Raw genomic sequence first — 1,755 nt, 5'->3', positions numbered from 1 at the left:
ATGCCGATTACATCCAGACAATTTTAATCAATACAGGCGTAAAGGAATACAGGAATGACCTGCAAGCCGAATTAATTAAGAATTCCGTTGTGTTTCAGCAATTCAAAGCACTGGGGTATAAGACCATTGCCTTCGAAACAGGGTACGATTTTACCCAAATTAAAAACGCCGACCTCTACCTGGAACCCGCCAAACCAAGCGCCTTTTTCGGGAGTATCGATCCCTACGAGGTTCTGTTATTAAAAAGTTCGATTTTTAAAATAATTTATGACACGCATATACCTGTCGTTAATCAAATCTTTGACCAGGTAACCTTTCCCTACACCAATCATGTCCAATTACAAAGGTTTATGTTCGAAAACCTCATTAAGATATCCGGCGACCCAGAGCCGACATTTACCTTTGTACATTTGACCGTGCCCCATACCCCGTTTGTTTTTCGCGCAGATGGAAGTTACACCAAAGATCGGAGGTATTTCAGCGGCGCCTTCGTAACGCCGATCAGCAACGAACTCTTTGCCGACGGGTATCTCAATCAACTTCAATATGTCAATACGCAAATCCTGGATACTGTTCAAAGAATCCTGGAAAATTCGAAGACCCCGCCCATCATCATTCTTCAAGGCGATCATGGAGCGATCATGGAACACCGTCTGCCGATTCTGAATGCGTATTTGGTTCCAAACTCGATCAAAGACAGATACTATTCCTCGATCTCACCCGTAAACAGTTTTCGATTGATCTTCCAAAATGTTTTTGGCTTGAACTATCCCTTGTTGGAAGACAAGAGCTATTATTCAAAATATGAAACCCTATTTGAGTGGACGCTTGAACCGGAGAAAATGGACAGGTGCATCAAGTAGGTTTGCAGGCGCAAGTTACCGGTTGATATCCATAACATTTTCTGTCGGTCCGTAACCTTTATGCGCGATACTTCCGTTTTACGGACCTTTCAGGGTGGAGCATCGACCTTCCAGCAGTGAAGACTGAAATCAAGATTTTCCTTCAAAAACATCGCCTCATAAGAATGATAAACTAGAGATAAAGTCAATTGTGCAAAATCAAATGAGGATCAGGAACAAAGCGCCATGAAGGAAAAGACCTGGGATGCAGTGCAGAGACGTAACTTCATTATTTTATTAACCCTCGCCACAATCGTATTTGTCCTCTACGCCTGGCCGAACGCCAAGGCTTCCTCGAATATTGCCATGGTGCAGGTTTTTAATCCCGATGAAGCAGAACCGCTGCCCTATGTTTTTCACATGATCAAACCCGGAGAAAACCTTGCCCAGACGCTGAAAAATTTCATTTTCTATGATTATTATCCGTACGGTTTTGTTTATTTCGCATATTCCGCCATCGTGCTCGTCCCCCTTCAATGGCTTGGACAACTGCAGAATATTCCGCTGGTCATGTTGATCCTTCGCCAGATGGTGAGCGTACTCCCCATGCTGGCAGCCCTGCTGATGCTCGTCTACCTGCAGGATGAATTTCGGACCTATAGATCCATAGCCCTTTTTGTTATCCTGGCTTCCGTCCCTGCCGTGGTTGGAAATAATTTGTGGTGGCACCCCGATGGATTGGCAACATTCCTGGTTGTACTGACGCTCTTTCTGCTGGTTCGCGATCGTCTGCGGCTTGGCAGGAATTTTTATTTTGCCGCGATCACCTGCGGGCTGACGGTTGCCACCAAATTGATCGGAGTGTATTTTTTTCTTGCCGTTGGCCTGGTATTGATCCTGGCAATCATCCAAA

Annotated in this window: 2 protein-coding genes; both read left to right on the top strand. The window is 44.9% G+C overall.

What is annotated here, in order from left to right; all coding sequences use genetic code 11:
- Positions 1 to 863: hypothetical protein (locus tag NC238_00915; GenBank protein MCM1564517.1), on the top strand; the 863-nt coding region annotated here is incomplete at its 5' end.
- 225 nt (positions 864 to 1,088) lie between these two features.
- Positions 1,089 to 1,755: hypothetical protein (locus tag NC238_00910; protein MCM1564516.1), on the top strand; the 667-nt coding region annotated here is incomplete at its 3' end.

This window comes from Dehalobacter sp., from assembly GCA_023667845.1.
GTDB lineage: Bacteria > Bacillota > Desulfitobacteriia > Desulfitobacteriales > Syntrophobotulaceae > Dehalobacter.
This window is presented reverse-complemented; position numbering and strand designations above follow the sequence as displayed.